Raw genomic sequence first — 15,737 nt, forward strand, 5'->3', positions numbered from 1 at the left:
CAACCTCCCCTTGACTTCGGAATGTGTTCCGAAGTAGTCTCGACTCATGTCCCATCTGACCGTTTCGTTCTCCGATCTGTCGAAGAACTCCAAGCGGGTCGCCGACACCGTCGAGCGTGCCCAGCGCGTTCACGTGACGCGTCGGGACGGCGAGGGTCTGTACCTCACCACCGAGCGCCATGACCGTCAGCGGGAGGAGACCGCCGACGTCACTGCGCGGCTGTTCGCGGCCCTGATCAGCAGCGACGAAGGTGCCCGCGCGATTCTGCTCGCCCTGCCCGAGGTCTTCCCGTGGACCCGGCACCTGTCGGCGGACGAAGTGCGCGAGTTCGTCCTCGATCTGGTGGACGCGACCCGCGATGCCGCGGAACTGGACGTGCACACCAACCTGCACCGAGTCATCGTCGAGTGGCGTGCCACCGCCCGGATTCTCGCGGACCCGGAACTTACGGCGCAGCTGACCGCCCCGCTCCCGGACGAGGACCACGGCGAGGTACCTGCTCCATGAGCCCCAAACGGGGCGACGACGTCCCGCCACCGCCGATCGGCAGCGAATGGCGCCTCCGATTCGCCACGAACGATGCAGCCAAAGGCTGGGGAGACCTGTGCACGGAGGCTCCGGGTAACACCCGGCGCTGCTATGAGGCGCTGCGCGCCGACCCGGCCTCCATGAAGGACCCCGACCGCCAGCACAGACTCCGTGGCCGACTGGGCACTGCCACCCTCGGTGGCACCGAGTACCCGCAGTGGGAGTACGAGGTCACCGCCAGCGGCCGCGTCCGCTATCTCGTCGACCAACCGCGCCGGACCGTGCATCTCGTCTACGCCTCCACCCGGCACCCCAAGGACGCCGACAGCTGAATCCTTCGCATCGCACGCGAGCGAACAGTTTTCGACCCGATGCGTGATGCCCGGCGCCGCGCTTAACGGGCTTATCTCGTGGACGGCAGTGCGCTTCGGCCGCTGACCAGAAGGAATCTGCGAAGTCCGGTCTCAGTTCTGGTCTCGTTCCTGCCCGTTCATCGGCGTCCGTAATCCTTTCGCCCGACTACTCCATCGCTGGTCAGGACATCCCCGCCTCTCCGCGGATACCAAGGCGACCCGTTGGAAGGCGTGTTGGGGGCAACCCCTCACGAGTTCGAATCTCGTATCCTCCGCCAGTGCCTCACCGGGCACGACGTCCGAAGGGCCCCGCCGCGAGGTGGGGCCCTTCGAGGTTCCGAGTTGCACCAGCGGCGCGGGTGGCCGGGCGGGGGTTGTCGGTCTGCGGACGGAGCTCTCCTGACTCGACGACGAGATCACGGGTGGTGCTCGGGGTCACGTCCGTGGGAGTGGTGTATCGACGGCCACTCGGTGATCTCGTTGTGAGGCTATGCGGTGAGTGCGGTCGGCAGGTCCATCTTGTCGGTTTGTGACTCGTTCGGGGTGGGGCGGGTTTTGGCGAGCAGGTCGCGGCTCATGTAGCGGCGGGCTTCGGTCCATTCGTCGTTCTGCTCGGCCAGGACTGCGCCGATCAGGCGGATGACGGCGGTGCGGTCGGGGAAGATCCCGACGACGTCGGTGCGGCGGCGGATCTCCTTGTTCAGGCGTTCTTGGGGGTTGTTGGACCAGATCTGCCGCCAGATCTCACGCGGGAACGCGGTGAACGCCAGCAGATCGGCCTGGGCTGTGTCGAGGTGCTCGGCGGCCTTGGGGAACTTGGTCTCCAGGGCGTCCAGGACGTGCCGCATCTGGGCCTGGACGGCGTCGGTGTCGGGCTGCTCGAAGACGGTTCGCAGCAAAGTCGCCACCCAGGGCTGGGCAGATTTCGGGACCTGGCTCAGCAGATTCCTCGCGTAGTGGGTGCGGCACCGCTGCCAGGACGCGCCGGGCAGAACCGTGCCGATCGCGGCCACGAGGCCGGTGTGGGCGTCGGAGACGACGAGCTGGACACCGGAAAGACCGCGGGCGGTCAGAGATCGCAGGAACGCCAGCCAGCCGGCGCCGTCCTCGGCGGTGGCCACGTCCAGGCCGAGGATCTCGCGGTGACCGTCGGCGTTGACTCCGACCGCCACCAGCGCGTGGATGTTGATGATCCGGCCTTCTTCGCGGACCTTCTGTGTGAGGGCGTCGACCCGGACGAACGCGTACGGGCCGGCGTCCAAAGGTCGGTTCCGGAACGCGGTGACTTGCTCGTCCAGGTGCTTGGCCATCGCGCTCACCTGTGACTTCGACAGTTGGGTGACGCCGAGGGACTGCGCGAGTTTCTCCACGCGACGGGTAGAGACGCCCAGGAGGTAGGCGGTCGCGACGACCGAGATGAGGGCCTGTTCGGCCCGGCGGCGGCGTTCCAGCAGCCAGGTCGGGAAGTAACTGCCTGACCTCAGCTTGGGGATTGCGAGTTCTACCGTGCCGGCGCGGGTGTCCCACTCGCGCGGGCGGTAGCCGTTGCGGTGGTTGACGCGTTCGTCGCTGACCTGCCCGTATTCGGCGTTGCACATCGCGTCGGCCTCCGCCGACATGAGCGCGTCGGTGAACGTCTTGACCATCGCGCGCAGCAGGTCGGGACTCGCCGCGGTGAGGTTGTCCTCGGTGAGGGCGTGCAGGGGCAGACTGTTTGGTGCGGTCATCGTGCTGATCTCCTTCGAGGCTTAGTCACTTCGAAGATCAGCCGGTGGCCGTCTTTCTATGCAGGCACCCACCCGGACGCCGGGACAAACCCCCGGATCGGGTCCCACCCGCTACACCACTTCCAAGGACGCAACCGTGCTCGGACCGGGCCCGCCAGGTGAGCCCTATCGCGCCCGCCCTTCCCCTGCTCGCCTGGCTGACTGGCGCACTCGAGCCGCCCCGCTGGCGTTCAGAAGAAGGGCGGCAGGTGCCAGCCCCGCCAGCCGGGTGGGTAGGTGCCGTCGCGGATGAGTTCGGCGCGTGAGGCAGGGCGTCCGCCTGAGAACAGGTCGAGGTACTCGGCAATCGACCGGCGTAGATCGTCCGGGTCCGCGGCATGGCCCGCGTAGCGCTCCCAGGGCCCGTCGGCAGCGAGGAACTCCTGTGCGTGGTGGGCGTCGAGGCGGTCGTCGAGATGGAGCAGTGCGGCCAGGGCCATGCGCGGTCCTTCCTCGTCGCCCCGGGGCAGTGCGACGCGAAGGTACCGGACCAGTGTTGCGGCGTCCTGGTCCCCGCCGAGGCAGGCCGCGGTCGGCCCGAGGTCCGCCATGCCATGGTGTTCGTGCTCCGCCGCCATCTCTGCCAGGCAGTTCCGCAGGTCCACACGCCGGCCGGCGGCGATGAGCCACAGACCCACGCCCTGCTCACGCCGTCCCAGGCGGAGCAGCGTCTCCACCTCGCGTGCCGTGGCCCGCCGGGCGTCCCGGCGCAATCGCCGCTGGAAGAGCCGCAGGCGGGGAAGAGGCAGTAGCAGGGCCGCACCCGAAAGTACGTACCGGTACCGTCCGTGTGCCTTCACGTACCGACGGGTCACCCGCAGTTCCAACGCCCGTTGCGGATCCGGCGTGAGCAACTCCACCCCGAGGCCGTACAGCGCGTCCCACCTGCGCCGAAGGAGGTGGACAGGGTGGAGCAAGAACATGGCCCTCCTCCTTGCGCGCATCAGTCAGTTGCAGGATGAGCGGAAACGCAGCGCGGCGAACACCCGGCTGACAGCTTCGCCTGTCATGCCCGCACCGCCTTGGGCCACCACCGCGCATCGACGCGCCACGGGGGACCACCACCCATGTGCCCGCCCGCCCTGGTAGCAGGCTCGAAGCACCAGGAGTATGGTGAATTGTATGGCGAGTAAGAAGGTAACGGTGACGATTCCCGAGGATCTGCTTGACGAGATCCGAGCGGAGGCGGCTGAGCGCGGTCTGTCGGCGTACGTCGCCGAGGCACTGCGGGTCAAGCGCGACCGGGACCGGCTCGTGGAACTCGTCGACTGGCTCCAGGAGGAGCACGGCCCCGTCACCGAGGACGAACACACGACGGCCCTGGACGAGTTGCACAGCCTCGACGCCGAGCACGAGCGTCGTCGGACCAGCGGCGTCGGAGACGCCGCGTGAAGAGGCGAGGCGGCGAGCACGCACCCCCGCTCCGGGTCTTCGTGCTCGATTGCGAAGCCTTGTCCCTGGCCGTACGCGGTGACCGGAAGATGATCGCCTGGCTCGACCTGGCGGCCCGGGGCGAAGCCGAGGTGGTGACATCCCCGATGACGCTGGTCGAGGCGTACGACTGCCGCATGACCGAGCAGCGCTGGGACTGGGTGCTCTCCCGGCTCAAGGTCGCCGACATCGGAAAGGACGAGGCCCGACAGGCCCGTCGACTTCTGGCCGACACCAAGTTGCACGGGCACAAGTACGCGATCGACGCGGTGCTCGCCGTGGTGGCACGACAGCAGCAGGGCCAGGTCACCGTCTTCGCCTCAGACGTCGACGACCTGGAGAAACTGGTCCCTGACACCGTCGTCGTCAAGAAGGTATGACACCGACGTCCGGTCTCAGTTCTGGTGTCATTCACCAACGTTCAGCCACGTCCGCCCGACCGTCTGTCCATCGTTCCGCCGCAGGTCAGTATTTTTCCGTTCGGCTGCGATCGGCAACGTGACCCGTTGGAAGGCGTGTTGGGGGCAACCCCTCACGAGTTCGCATCTCGTGTCCTCCGCCTGTGCCTCACCGGGCACGACGTCCGAGGGGCCCCGCTGCCGCGCGGTCGTGGTCGTCCCCCGCCGCCGTTCCCGCATCCGAGTACTGGCGTATGTCGCGCCCCGGGCAGGTCGGACATTCACCCGTTGCGGGAGCCTTCGCGCAGGGAGCGGGCCAACTCGGCGACGTGCTGTGCCTGGGCGGCGGTGAGGCGTCGCAACTCCCACAGCAGCGCCGCGGCGTCCGCTCCCTCCGGAGAAGGCGATGGCACCTCGCCCAGATCGACCCCGGTGAAGCCGGCAAGTTCGCGGGCGTCGATCCCCAGCAGGGTGGCGAAGCCTGGGGGTGAGGTCCTGACGACCGGAGCCGATCACGCCGTACGTGGCCGCCGACAGGTAGGTAGGCGTCACGAACGCCAGGGCGTGCGCCATGCCTGACCAGCCCAGGTTGCGGTAGCGGAGCATGCGGATGACCTTGTTGCCCGGCTCATCGGCCAAGGGCGCGAGCCCTTTCGGCGTGAAGCCCGTCGTCCGTGGCTCCTGGGGCAGCGAGCGGGCTATTCCAAGGAGTTCACCGCGCGTCGGCCTTGGGATGTGCACCACATCCAGCAGGGCATGCCGCGCCCACTGCTCCGCTCCGGCGTCCAGCGGCGCCAGGTCGTCCGGGACCGCACGCCCCGCGAGGATGAACAGATCGACCGTGTGGAGCCCCAGCGCGGGAGCGAGCCGCCGCAGCAGTCCCCACCGGGCGCCGCCCCAGCAATCACCGCTCGAACATCGTCTGCGCTCAGCCCGGCGCGATCCGCCAATTCCCCCACGCCGAGTTCCCGATGGCCCAGCAGCCACGCCAACCTCGCGCCGAACCCGACAGGTTCCACCACGCCTCGCAGACTGACCACGAACGGACCTACGGCGTCACCGCCCCAGCGGAACCCGCCGCACCGGCACGCTCTTCCCCGACGAACTCCCGGTCACAGCGGCGGCTTGGAAGGGACGTCAGGAGGTGTAGTAACCCTCGATGTCGGCCACGGCGTTCACGGCGCCTTGGGCGTTGTGGAGGGTGAAACGGCCCTCGTAGCAGGGTACGTACGCGAGGACGGCGGTGGTGCGGCCCGCCATGAAGTTGAGGGTGGAAGCGCCAGGACTGGTGTTGAACTCGTCGGGGTCATCGGCGGTGAGGTGGCCGTTGGCGCTGGGGGTGACGGCGGTCAGGTTGACCAGGACGCCGGTGACGTCGGAGGGGATACCGGCGGTTCCCCCCACCCGGACCTGCAGGGTGGAGCCGCTGGCGAGCGCACCCTTGTGACCACCGGTACCGGAGCGCGTGTCCAGGACCCGGACCGGCGCGATCGGGTGGAGAGGCTTGTTGAAGGGCTCGGTCGTGGGTCCGAAGGGGACGTACACGCCCTCGACAGAGGCGATGAGGTCGACCGATCCGGCGTTGTTGTAGAGGGACACCCTTCCGTTGGTGTCGACGGGGACGACGACCATGGCCGCTCGCGTCTCCCCGGTGCCGAAGTTGAGGTTCGACGCCGTCGGCACCGCGTCGCCCGGACGGTAGGCGGTGACGTAGCTGTTCGAGGTCGCCCCGGTCTCGACGAGGTCGAGGACCACCGCGGTGGCACCGTACTCCGCGGAATTCGCGTTCCCGATGTTCCGGAGGGCGGTGAAGGTGAGGGAGGAGTGCGGGGCGACCTTGCCGAGCGCGGGCAGACCGTTCGTCTTGTCTCCCCGGGTGTCCAGCACCCTGATCAGACCGCCGTCGTCGTGGAGGACACTGCCGTCGTTCGCCTCAGGGGTGAGCGTGGTGTAGCCCTCGACATCGGCGACCAGGTCGGCGGAGCCGGCGGAGACGGAGAGAGAGACCGTTCCGTCCGGGCCGATCGGGACCGTCACCAGGTTCGCCGCCGTCTGGCCCTTGGCGTAGTTGATGATCGAGGAGGTGGGCTGGGAAGCCCCGCCCGGATAGGCGGTGATGTGCCCGCCGACGGTCGGACGCGTGACCGTGACGTTGAGGAGCACGGAGGTGGCGTTCGCGACGGGACCGGCGCCGTTGGCCTTCAGATGGACGACTTTCCCTGCGGCGACCTGCGCCTTCGGCGCGCCGAGCCCGGTGCGGGTGTCGAGGATGCGGCTGGGGCTGGTCGAGACGAATACCGGACCGACGGTGACCTCGGCCGTGGTACTCGACGTCCGGCCGCCCAGGTCGCTCTCAGTGGCGTGGACGGTGTAGGTACCCGCCTTCGCGTAGGTGTGCTGGTCCTCGCACGAGTAGTCCTGGGTGACCGCGGGCGTTCCGTCGCCGAAGTCGATCCGGCAGGAACCGAGTTCGAACGGGTCCCCCTGAGCGTCATCCCTGACGTGCACGGCGAGCGGCGTGCTCGCATCCAGTGCGAGCACAGCGATCTTGGCGGTGAAAGGGGCCTGCGGGCTGACGTACTCGACCAGTTGGCGTTCCCAGGCAAGGGCCCCTGGGGGTGTATCGGTGTCCACCGTGATCACGAAGCTGTCCCCGCTGCCGGGCAGCTTGGTGTACGTGTGCCGGACGGAGGCAGCCGTGGAGGTGAGCGGCGGGGTGCCGTCACCGAAGTCGTACGTGCGACTGACCGTGGTCCCCCACGGGTTCACGTCGTGCGGGGTGACCGTCACGGTGGCTCCGACCGCGATGCGGTTCGGAGAAGCGGTGGGGTAGCCGACCGAGAACGGGTTGCGCTGCTCGTTCGCCCCGCGGTCGAAGTACCCGGGCCCGGTACCGGTGTTGGGAGTCAGCGTGTCATCGACACGGGGGAAGCCGAGGATGTCGGTGGAGAGCTCACCGGGTGCGTTGGCGTCGGCCGAGTCGATACCGGGGTTGCCCTCGCCGTACCACTGGAAGCCGCTGGTGCCCCCCGCCGTTCCTCCGACGATGTCGTGGCCGCCCTGCCCGGTGGCGGTCTGGAACGAGGCGACCTCGGTGTAGTCGGTGCCCGCCCAGCCGTAGACCGCGCCCCCGGCCCGGGGGTAGTAGAGGTTGTAGCCGATCGTGGTGGTAGCCGTAGAGTCCGCGCCCACCTCGATCCGGCCGCGGTCGAACCCGTTGTTCTCCACGGTGGTGCCGGTGGAGGCGCCGTCGATCGCGACGAGGTCGGCGAGACCGCCCAGATTGTTGCTGGTGACGGCGGTGTCCACGGCGCCGTCGAGCGCGATATCCCGGTCGGCGTATTCGCCTTCGTCGATGTCGTTCGTGGTGACGACGGTGCGCCGTACGCCCACGCCGACGCTGATCACCGGATTGTCCTTGTCCACGGGGAGAAGGTTGTTTCGACTGATCGTCACGTCGCTGCTGCTGCCCGACACCGCGATCACGGACGCGTCCTCGGCGCCGTTGAGGTTGAACTTGTCGATCGTGACGTCGTCGGAGTCCTGCACGCGTATGGAACCGGCGGACAGCATCATGGTCCCGTCCCGCAGGGCCACGTCGTGGACGCCAGCGAAGGTGAGACCGGCGACCCTGAAGTTGCCCTCGATGGTGAGGGGAGCGTCGGACGTGCCCGACGACGTCACCGTGGTGGCCGGATAGTCCCCGTAGCCCGACACGACCACCGTGTCGCCGGGCTGCGCGGCGTCCACCGCGGCCTGGAGCGTGCAGTACGGCTGTGCCTGCGTGCCGGTACCGGCAGCGGTGTCGGAGCAGGACGCGTTCTGGATGTCGACGTACCGCGTGCCCGTGTCGGCGGACGCGGTCAACTCTGCCCCCGGCAGGAACCCTCCGCCGACAAGAAGCGACAGCACGGCAACGCCGACCACACGTGATCTGTGCACAGTTCCCCCCAGGGACCGCGCTCCACCGCTCGACGCGGGCGGGGTCGCCCTGGTACCGAGCGAGCGTGAGGAGAGCGCGGTAAAACTTAGCAGCAGGCCGAAGGACGGCGGGAGTTGCCGAGGACGCGACTCGGCGGCTGCGAATGCGGCGCTCCTAGCCGAGGCGTGATGTAGCGCGGGCGGTGTCCTGTCGGTCTACCCGCACGGAACGACGTACCCGGGCACCGCGAACCTCAACTGGGCCGCCGGCCAGACCGCTTCGAACCTCACGGTGGTACCGCTGACCGACGGCAAGATCGCCGTCAACAACGGCAGCACGGCCTCCGCCGACCTCTTCGCCGACGTCGTCGGCTACTACCGCCGGTACGGCACCGCCGCCGTCATCGTGCCCCACGCCGTCCGTCTCGGGGCAGCCTCCGCACTGCCCGCTCGGGGTCACGGTAGGACGTTCGCGCCGGCGACGCGCGGGGTGATCTCGACGGGGGGCTGCGCGCTCCTCCGTGTCCGCCCTGCGGCGTGGGGTGGAACGCCTCGGCGATCTTCGAGGTACGGGCAGGGAAGTCCCCGCCACACCCGTGTGGGACGCATGCCCAAGCGAGGCTGCGGCCGTCGCCGATGTCCTCGCCGGGAGTCGGGTCTCCCGGGGCCCGTTCAGAACAGTTCCAGCCCTCCGCCGCTGGTGTCCTCGATGACCGGCCGGAACTCGGCGGGGAGGCCGTCCAGGCGGTCGGGGCCGGCTGCGGCGGCCACGGCGGGGGCCGTCTCGGTCAGCCAGGCACGAAACCGCTCGGCGGCGTCGCGGTAGCCGACTCGCGCCAGGACACGGTGCTCGCCAGCGGGGCAGAAGTCGACGGCGACGGTGAACAGGCAGGAACGGGGAGCGTTCTGACTGCCCGTCCAGGACACGCGCAGGACACCGCAGGGCGTGCGCCCGCGGGCAGCGGGGTGGGTCGGGCGCAGCGATCGGCAGGCTGTGTGAGCGGTCCATGCGGCGAGGTGCGGCAGGGGCAGGGTGGTGCGGGCGCGGCAGCCGGGACAGCGGTGCCAGTGGCGGAGCCAGTCGTCGGCGTCGGTGTGGAACAGGCGGTCGTAGCGGTTCGCCACGCGGATGTCGTTGCTGTAGAGGTGGTCGGGACGTTCCTGTGTGTTGCAGGACTGGCAGACGGGGGCGCGGACGTAGCCGTGTTCGTGGCAGTGGTCGAGCACGGTGGCGGGCGCGGCGCGGCAGACGGCGCACGCCCACTCGGCCACCTTCCGGGAGGTACCGGGCTTCCTGCTGAGCACCGAGTACAGCCTGCCTTCCAGTTCCTTGGTGTACGGCCGGAGGGAGGCGGTGGGGCTCTCAGGGCCCGTCGTCCGCCGACCGCCCGCCTCGTCGGCCGGCCGGGGGTGGGAGGGCGGCCCGGTGATGGCCGCGCTCCCCCGGCGGGTCCGCGCGGCCTGCGTCCACTGCCTCTCGGCGTGCTCGGCCGCGTCCAGCAGCCTGACCACAGCGCGCGGCAGCCACCACGTGCGGTGCGTCCCGTCGCGGGTCCGCTCCACGAGCACGTGTCGCCAGTCGATTCCCGCCAGGGGGTGGGGCCGGCCGGCTCCGTGTCCTGCCACCCGGTCAGGGCAGCCCGGCTCCTGCAGTTCCGCCGCGACGCGCCGGCGCCAAAGCAGCGGCGCCTCCTCGGTGTTCTCCCGTCTCGGCGCCCCACGAAGCGGACCGACACGCACCAGGTCCCGCGGATCCATCGCCACCGCGTGCAGTTCCGCTGCCGCCCGGCGCACCTCGGCCTCCGGCACACTCCACCGACCGCCGCTCGCCCTCACCGTCGCCACCACATGGCGACCCAGCAGGACGTACCCCACCCGATCACGAGCAGGAGAGCCGGTGAACGCCCCGGCAGCCGTCGGCACCGCACTGTCGGCCGTCAGATCGACCCACAGAGCGTCCGCGGCGGCCATGGTGATCAGGCCGCCGGTGCGACCGGGGGTGACACGCTCCGACATGACGAAAGGTTAGCGGCCTCCAGCGCGGCAACGGGCCCCCGTCGCTTCGTTCAGCCCGGCCGCCGCCCCCAACTGCCCTTTCCGGAGCCCTTCCTGGGTCCTTCGGGGCCCTTCCGGGGCCTTCCCGGGCTTCTGGTTCGTCACCGCCTCCGGCGGCCGAACCGGTTCCTCGCGGTCTCAGCCGTGGTTGGACCTGGGTACAATCCGCGGTCGTCGTCGGCTCTCTCGGGCCGACCGGGTCCTGTGGGGGGAACCTTCCGATGTCGCTCCGTCTCCGTGCCGTCCGCGCGCTCGTCCTGCTGGTCGGCTTCTACCTGATGGGGGCGGTGCTGCTGGCGGCCATGGCCGTCTTCGACTGGCTCGCGGTGACACGGCTGTTCTCCCGCGTGGTCGAGTTCCAGGGCGCGGTACTGGCCGTCACCGCCCTGGTGGCCGTGGCGATCCTGCGGGGGATGTTCAGCTTCCTGCGGGCCGGGCGCCTCGGCCCGGTTCCGCACGCCGTACCGGTCACGCCGGAAGAGCAACCCGAGCTGTGGGAACAGGTGAACGCGGCGGCAGAGGCTTCGGGGGAGGCGCCGCCGGACGAGCTCTACCTGACGGCCGAGGTCAACGCGGGGGTCGCCGAGCAGAGCCGTCTGCTGGGGCTGCTTCCCGGACGGCGCCGCATGCTGCTGGGAGTGCCGCTGCTCGCCGGGTTGACCGTCCCGCGGCTGCGTGCCGTCCTCGCCCACGAGTTCGGGCACTACGCCAACCTCGACGCCCGGCTCGGCGGCGTCACCATGCGCGGTCGGCAGGCGGTCCTGCACACGGTGAAGGTGTTCAGCCAGGGCACCACCCGGCTGCACTACGTGATCGGCTCCCTGTACGTCGGCTACGCCCGGATGTTCCTTCGCACCTCGCAGTCCATGGCCCGCCACCAGGAGCTGGCCGCCGACCAGTTGGCCGCCCGGCACGCGGGTCGGGACGCGACGGCCGCCGCCCTGCGCGCCCTCCCGGTCCTGCACGCCGCCCACGCCCATTATCTGGAGGCGTACGCCGGGATGGGCGGACCGCTGGGTGCGCTGCCGCCGGTGGGCGAGATCCACGGAGGTTTCCGGCGGCTGATCGCCGCCCGCCCCGGTGAGCGGCTCGCGGCTCTCTCCGCCGGGCAGCGGCCGCCGCGGCCGCACCGGTACAACTCGCATCCCCCGACCGCCGAGCGCCTCGCCGCGATCGAGAAGCTGCCCTCCGATGACCGGGACGACGTGTCGGCCGACGACCCGGCCGCGCTCACCCTGCTGCGCGACCCGGACCGGTTGTTCGCCGCGTTGGAGGCGCGCACCCTGACGCCGGGTGCGGCGGCGTTGCGGCGGTTGAGCTGGGACGACCTCGTCATGGCCCGCGCGGTCGCCGACGCCGAGGGCTGGTCCCGGCCGCTGCGGCTCGCCGTGGCCCGGGCACTGCGCACGGCGGCGCAGGGCACCGCGGTCCGGGGCACCGACAAAACGCCCGCAGGCCGAGGTGCCAGGGCACGAGACGCGGCACTGGAGGGGGAGGGGACGGACACCGGGTTGCCCGGCTTGGAAGAGGTACTCGACGCGTTCGACGGCGGCCTGCTGTGGATGGACGTCGCCGACCGCATGCCCAAGCCGCCCCAGGCCGCACGGCTGACCGGGGCGTCGGCCCGCAACTTCATCCGGCCGAGGATCTTCGACGGACTCGCGGGCATGGTCCATCTGCGCCTCGCCTCGACCGGCCAGGCCACCCCGGACATCGCGTGGTCGGGGCGGCCCGGCCTCGCCCTGCCCGCGGAGTGGGAGAAGGGCATGGACGACGCACTGGACGCGGCCGTCGCCGACGTGCCCGACACCGCGCCCCTGCGCGCCCTGCTCGGAGGAACCCCCGGCCCGTCCGCGTGACCACCGGACCCTGGTTCCGCAGGGCCCGCCCGGTCGGACGGAACGGCGGTCAGGACGGGGCGGACGTCAGGACGGGGCGGGCGGGGCGGAGGGGCCGCCCGGTCGGGCGGACGTCAGGACGGGGCGGACGTCAGGACGGGGCGGACGGGGCGGAGGGGCCGCCCGGTCGGGCGGACGTCAGGACGGGGCGGAGGGGGCGATGTTCTGGTTGGCGTGGAAGAAGTTGCCGGGGTCGTAGGTCCGCTTGACGTCCGCGAGCCGGTCGTAGTGGTCCCGGTACGTGGCCCTGACCCGGCCCTGGCTCTCGCCGGTGCCCATGAAGTTGACGTAGCCGCCGCCCATCGAGTGCGGGTGCAGCGCCTCCCAGTACTCCACGCACCACTGCCTGATCGCCTCGGCGTTGGCCGGGTCCGGGTCGATGCCCGCGACGATCCCCGACCACACCGCGTCCCGGTAGGCCCACGCCGTGTCCCCCGGGGCCACCTGGTGCGCGGCACCGTCCACCGGGTACAGGTGCATCGTCGACAGGCCGGTCGGCAGCCGCTGCGCGTACTCGGCGTGCACCTCGACGGCCTCGTCCGTGATGCGGTCGAAGAAGTCCCCGCGCCAGTACCACTGCAACCCGGCCGGCATCAGCTCGTCGAACATCGACTGCACCACGGGGTAAGGCATCCGGGCGGTGAAGCGGAAGCCGGGCGGCCCGGGCTCGTCCACCGCCGCGAGCGCCTTCTCCGCGCCCGCCGGCTCACCGGTCACGCACCACACGACACCGCACATCTTCCGCCCGTGGATCTCCTCGGGGAAGGGCGGGGCCGGCGGCACGGTCAGCTCCGCGAAGAAGCCGTTGACGTCGTTCGGCGCCTGCGGCAGGAACTCGCGGTACCAGCGCAGCACCTCCCGGATGCGGTCCAGCGGCCACAGGGTGATCCCGAGGAGGACGGTGTCCACGGGGTGCAGGCCGAAGGTGAACGAGGTGACGACCCCGAAGTTCCCGCCGCCGCCCCGCAGCGCCCAGAACAGGTCCGGGTGGTCACGCTCGTTCGCGGTGACGAACTCGCCGTCGGCCAGCACGACGTCGGCGGACAGCAGGCTGTCCGCCGTCAGGCCGTACTTGCGGGTGAGGTGGCCGTGTCCGCCGCCCAGCGTCAGACCCGCCACCCCGGTCGTCGACACGATCCCGGCCGGCACGCCCAGGCCGAAGGCGTGCGCGGCGTGGTCGAGGTCCGCCAGGACGCTCCCTCCGGCGACCTGGGCGGTCCGTTCCACCGGGTCGACGCGCACCGCGCGCATCGGCGACAGGTCGACCGTGACACCGTCGTCCACCAGGCACAGTCCGGGGCCGCTGTGCGCGCCGCCGCGCACCGCGATCTCCAGTCCCGCCTCGCGGACCGCGGTGACCGCGTCGCGTACGTCCCCCGCGTCCCGGCACCGCACCACGGCGGCCGGCCGCCGGTCGATCATCGCGTTGTAGGCCCTGCGGGCCTCGTCGTACGCGGCGTCCTCGGCGGTGATGACCGGGCCGCGCAGCGCCGTCCGTATCCCCTGAAGCGTCGTGCCGTCCATGACGAACTCCTCGCGGGGGCGCGATGACGGTCGGTGACCGGCCCCGCCCTTCCGGCCGGCCGGTGCGACGGCGCCCCCGCAGGGCCGCACAGCCACCCGAGGCCGCGGAGCCACTGTTTCCAGCCTCTCGCCACCCGGCCCCGCCCGCATCCCGGCGCCGCCCCGTCCCGGTCCCACTCCTCCCGGCCCCGCTCCTCCCGGCCCCGCCCGCATCCCGGCGCCGGCGCACCGAGGCACCCCTCCGCGTCCGCGTCCACCTCCGCGTCCACCCGACCGGTGGTCCGCGGGAACAGCCGGCCCGGCCTGCACGGTTGCACGGGTCGGGGAACCGGCGCCGCACGGGCGGGGGAACGCGGAGGCCGCGCGGTCGCCCGGCCCGCCGGGTCCAGAAGCCCGGGCCCCGACATCGTGGTGCGCCCGTTCCATACTTCGGACCAAGACGTATTCCAACAGGAGGACTCCTTCATGACCGACCGGCCCTTGACGCTCATGGCAGTGCACGCCCACCCCGACGACGAGGCCACCGGAACCGGAGGAGTCCTCGCGCGGTACGCGGCGGAGGGCGTCCGCACGGTTCTCGTGACATGTACCGACGGCGGTTGCGGGGACGGACCGGAAGGGGTCAAGCCGGGTGCCCCCGGGCACGATCCGGTGGCGGTCACCTCGATGCGCCGGCGGGAACTCGACGCGAGCTGCGAGGTCCTGAAGATCAGCGAGCTGGAGACGCTGGACTACGCCGACTCCGGGATGATGGGCTGGCCGAGCAACGACGCCCCCGGGTCCTTCTGGCGGACCCCGGTCGAGGAAGGCGCCGCCCGACTCGCGGAACTCATGCGGCACTACCGGCCCGACGTGGTCGTCACCTACGACGAGAACGGCTTCTACGGCCACCCCGACCACATCCAGGCCCACCGCATCACGATGGCGGCGCTGGAGATGACCGGGCTGACGCCGAAGGTGTACTGGACCACGATGCCCCGCTCGATGATGCAGCGGTTCGGCGAGGTCATGCGCGAGTTCGGGGAGGAGATGCCCGAACCGGATCCCGCCGAGGCCGCCGCGATGGCCGAGATCGGCCTCCCCGACGACGAGATCACCACGTGGGTGGACACCACCGCGTTCAGCGGTCAGAAGTTCGACGCGCTGGCCGCGCACGCCAGCCAGGGCGAGAACATCTTCTTCCTCAAGATGGGCAGGGAGAGGTTCGGCGAGTTGATGGGCGTGGAGACCTTCCTCCGGGTCCGGGACACCACCGGCGCGGCCGTACCCGAGAACGACCTCTTCGCCGGTCTGCGCTGACCCGCCCGCCGCCACGGTGTCGGCGCGGGTCGCCGAACGGTGGTGACGCAGGCGAGCGAGGGCGTTCCGGGGGCGCCGGAGGCGTGGGACCAGTTCGGGGACGCCACGGCGAGCGCGGACCTGGACGGCGACGGCTACGCGGACCTGATCGTGGGGACTCCCGAGGAGGGCGTGGGCGACACCGCGGGACGCGGCACCGTCAACGTCGTCCGGGGCGGTCCGAACGGGCTTTCCGGCGGCGGCACCCTGTCCGCCCCCTCCGGGTACGGAGCCGGGCGGACGTCATGCATGTTCGGCGCGTCGCTGGCGGTCGGCGACGTCGACGGCGACGGCACGTCCGAGCTGTTCTGGCTGCCGGGCCTCACGGACGGCGCCCTCACGCGGCCCCACCGCGGGAGTGACCTCGCTCGACGCCTCCCAGCCGGGCCTCGGCTTCTCCTTCACCAGCCCGCACAGCGCCGAATGACCTCCGCCACGGACGCGCCCCGGCGGCTCGGCGGGGGCCGGGGCCGACCCCGACACGGCGGAGGACCCCGCCCGTAGAGGGTGGGGTCCTCCGCCCG

General features: G+C 71.0%; 13 protein-coding genes. 7 read left to right on the forward strand and 6 right to left on the reverse strand.

Annotated features, from left to right (window positions below; genetic code table 11):
- Window positions 1-46 precede the first annotated feature (46 nt).
- Window positions 47-508, forward strand: a complete 462-nt coding sequence (locus tag RVR_RS16755) for an HhH-GDP family DNA glycosylase (RefSeq protein ID WP_202234626.1) — start codon at window positions 47-49, stop codon at window positions 506-508.
- Complete coding sequence (locus RVR_RS16760; RefSeq protein ID WP_202234627.1) at window positions 505-861, forward strand: hypothetical protein; 357 nt, start codon at window positions 505-507, stop codon at window positions 859-861. The genes RVR_RS16755 and RVR_RS16760 overlap by 4 nt, the downstream gene beginning before the upstream one ends.
- A 509-nt stretch (window positions 862-1,370) precedes the next feature.
- Here RVR_RS16760 and RVR_RS16765 read toward each other — a convergent pair.
- Entirely contained in the window at window positions 1,371-2,609 is a 1,239-nt protein-coding gene (locus tag RVR_RS16765; RefSeq protein WP_202234628.1) for an IS256 family transposase, read from the reverse strand.
- A 230-nt stretch (window positions 2,610-2,839) separates the two neighbouring features.
- Window positions 2,840-3,571 (reverse strand): DUF6000 family protein, encoded by a 732-nt coding sequence (locus RVR_RS16770; RefSeq protein WP_202234629.1) that lies wholly within the window; start codon window positions 3,569-3,571, stop codon window positions 2,840-2,842.
- Window positions 3,572-3,770: 199 nt separating this feature from the next.
- Between RVR_RS16770 and RVR_RS16775 the strand changes: the two genes are divergently transcribed.
- Both RVR_RS16775 and RVR_RS16780 read left to right on the forward strand, forming a co-directional pair.
- Window positions 3,771-4,040, forward strand: coding sequence for a ribbon-helix-helix domain-containing protein (locus tag RVR_RS16775; RefSeq protein WP_202234630.1), 270 nt, complete (start codon window positions 3,771-3,773; stop codon window positions 4,038-4,040).
- Window positions 4,037-4,459 (forward strand): hypothetical protein, encoded by a 423-nt coding sequence (locus RVR_RS16780; RefSeq protein ID WP_202234631.1) that lies wholly within the window; start codon window positions 4,037-4,039, stop codon window positions 4,457-4,459. Before RVR_RS16775 ends, RVR_RS16780 begins: the two co-directional genes overlap by 4 nt.
- 299 nt (window positions 4,460-4,758) lie before the next feature.
- Here RVR_RS16780 and RVR_RS38615 read toward each other — a convergent pair whose 3' ends face one another.
- From RVR_RS38615 to RVR_RS16790, 3 genes are all read right to left on the reverse strand, one after another.
- Entirely contained in the window at window positions 4,759-4,890 is a 132-nt protein-coding gene (locus RVR_RS38615; RefSeq protein WP_272933087.1) for a hypothetical protein, read from the reverse strand.
- A 724-nt stretch (window positions 4,891-5,614) separates the two neighbouring features.
- On the reverse strand, window positions 5,615-8,404 hold the full coding sequence (locus tag RVR_RS16785; protein WP_202234632.1) for a PKD domain-containing protein: 2,790 nt from the start codon (window positions 8,402-8,404) through the stop codon (window positions 5,615-5,617).
- Between the two features lie 666 nt (window positions 8,405-9,070).
- On the reverse strand, window positions 9,071-10,414 hold the full coding sequence (locus RVR_RS16790) for an endonuclease domain-containing protein (RefSeq protein WP_202234633.1): 1,344 nt from the start codon (window positions 10,412-10,414) through the stop codon (window positions 9,071-9,073).
- Window positions 10,415-10,674: 260 nt separating this feature from the next.
- On the opposite strand from RVR_RS16790, the gene RVR_RS16795 reads away from it, so the two are divergent.
- Window positions 10,675-12,312 (forward strand): M48 family metallopeptidase, encoded by a 1,638-nt coding sequence (locus RVR_RS16795; RefSeq protein WP_202234634.1) that lies wholly within the window; start codon window positions 10,675-10,677, stop codon window positions 12,310-12,312.
- Window positions 12,313-12,489: 177 nt separating this feature from the next.
- Here the strand turns inward: RVR_RS16795 and RVR_RS16800 are convergent, their stop codons facing one another.
- Window positions 12,490-13,875 (reverse strand): FAD-binding oxidoreductase, encoded by a 1,386-nt coding sequence (locus RVR_RS16800; protein ID WP_202234635.1) that lies wholly within the window; start codon window positions 13,873-13,875, stop codon window positions 12,490-12,492.
- Window positions 13,876-14,340: 465 nt separating this feature from the next.
- Between RVR_RS16800 and RVR_RS16805 the strand changes: the two genes are divergently transcribed.
- Together RVR_RS16805 and RVR_RS16810 are read left to right on the forward strand one after the other, a co-directional pair.
- The gene (locus tag RVR_RS16805) at window positions 14,341-15,174 is read left to right on the forward strand and encodes a PIG-L family deacetylase (protein WP_202234636.1); all 834 of its coding nucleotides are present in this window, start codon (window positions 14,341-14,343) and stop codon (window positions 15,172-15,174) included.
- Window positions 15,175-15,216: 42 nt separating this feature from the next.
- Window positions 15,217-15,717, forward strand: a complete 501-nt coding sequence (locus RVR_RS16810; protein ID WP_202234637.1) for an FG-GAP-like repeat-containing protein — start codon at window positions 15,217-15,219, stop codon at window positions 15,715-15,717.
- The last annotated feature ends 20 nt before the right edge of the window (window positions 15,718-15,737 follow it).

The organism is Streptomyces sp. SN-593 (assembly GCF_016756395.1).
Taxonomy (GTDB): Bacteria; Actinomycetota; Actinomycetes; order Streptomycetales; family Streptomycetaceae; genus Actinacidiphila; species Actinacidiphila reveromycinica.

Coding starts and splice junctions, on each gene's coding strand:
- RVR_RS16795 (WP_202234634.1), top strand. CDS start 10,675: ATGTCGCTCCGTCTCCGTGCCGTCCGCGCGCTCGTCCTGCTGGTCGGC.
- RVR_RS16790 (WP_202234633.1), bottom strand. CDS start 10,414: ATGTCGGAGCGTGTCACCCCCGGTCGCACCGGCGGCCTGATCACCATG.
- RVR_RS16770 (WP_202234629.1), bottom strand. CDS start 3,571: ATGTTCTTGCTCCACCCTGTCCACCTCCTTCGGCGCAGGTGGGACGCG.
- RVR_RS16760 (WP_202234627.1), top strand. CDS start 505: ATGAGCCCCAAACGGGGCGACGACGTCCCGCCACCGCCGATCGGCAGC.
- RVR_RS16775 (WP_202234630.1), top strand. CDS start 3,771: ATGGCGAGTAAGAAGGTAACGGTGACGATTCCCGAGGATCTGCTTGAC.
- RVR_RS16805 (WP_202234636.1), top strand. CDS start 14,341: ATGACCGACCGGCCCTTGACGCTCATGGCAGTGCACGCCCACCCCGAC.
- RVR_RS16800 (WP_202234635.1), bottom strand. CDS start 13,875: ATGGACGGCACGACGCTTCAGGGGATACGGACGGCGCTGCGCGGCCCG.
- RVR_RS16765 (WP_202234628.1), bottom strand. CDS start 2,609: ATGACCGCACCAAACAGTCTGCCCCTGCACGCCCTCACCGAGGACAAC.
- RVR_RS16755 (WP_202234626.1), top strand. CDS start 47: ATGTCCCATCTGACCGTTTCGTTCTCCGATCTGTCGAAGAACTCCAAG.